This is a genomic window from Vibrio sp. 03_296 (assembly GCF_002265885.1).
Map to the genome: position 1 here is coordinate 1 of NZ_NPKW01001131.1, position 700 is coordinate 700.

2 pseudogenes are annotated in these 700 nt (G+C 46.5%); both read left to right on the forward strand.

Annotated elements, in window-relative coordinates:
• Positions 1 to 171 (forward strand): annotated as a pseudogene (locus CIK04_RS30310) (class I SAM-dependent methyltransferase); the annotation flags it as partial.
• Positions 171 to 700, forward strand: a pseudogene (yihI, locus tag CIK04_RS30315) (Der GTPase-activating protein YihI); the annotation flags it as partial. The pseudogenes CIK04_RS30310 and yihI, both read left to right, overlap by 1 nt.

The following is a 700-nucleotide window of genomic DNA, read 5'->3' on the forward strand; positions in this document are numbered from 1 at the left end:
TGACCAAAATGGTGATTGATCGAGAAGCGTTTGCGAACTGGCACTATAAAAATGACCCACTCATGTCGATCTTTTTAGCCAAGCAATCGTTTCAGTACTCTGGCAGAGCGAGATAAGCTCGAACTTGAATTTATTGGCAAAGATGTAATTTTACTGAGGAAGACCCAGTAATGAGTCGTAAGAAAAAATCGAGAAAGCCGGGTGCCGCTGGCGCCCCGGAGTTTATGGTTACCCGTAATCGTTCAGAATCAGATGTTGCTGGTCGTTTACGCAAGAAAGATAAAAAACGTAAAGGCCTAAAAGCGGGCRGGTCGCAATTCGGAAGAAGGTGCGCAGCAAAAACACGGTTCTTCGCAGGTTCGTGATCCGCGTCTAGGCAGCAAAAGAAAATTCCATTGATTGTTGAGCCAGCGAAAAGCTGACGAAACAAGAGCGTCGTTTGTCTGCAGAGCAAGAGCTTGAGATGCTCGAAAATGATGCGAAACTGAACGTGTTGCTTGACCGTATCGAATCAGGTGAAAACCTAGGTCGTGGTCTACAGCAATACGTGGATGAAAACTGGATCGCATCGAACAGTTGATGAGCCAGCTTGGTCTGCTCGAACCAGAAGCGGAAGAAGAGTTTGAAGAAGAAGCGCCTGTGCGCAAATCACGCTCTGATGATGATCTGCTGGCGGATTTGAAGACTTTGATATGGATGA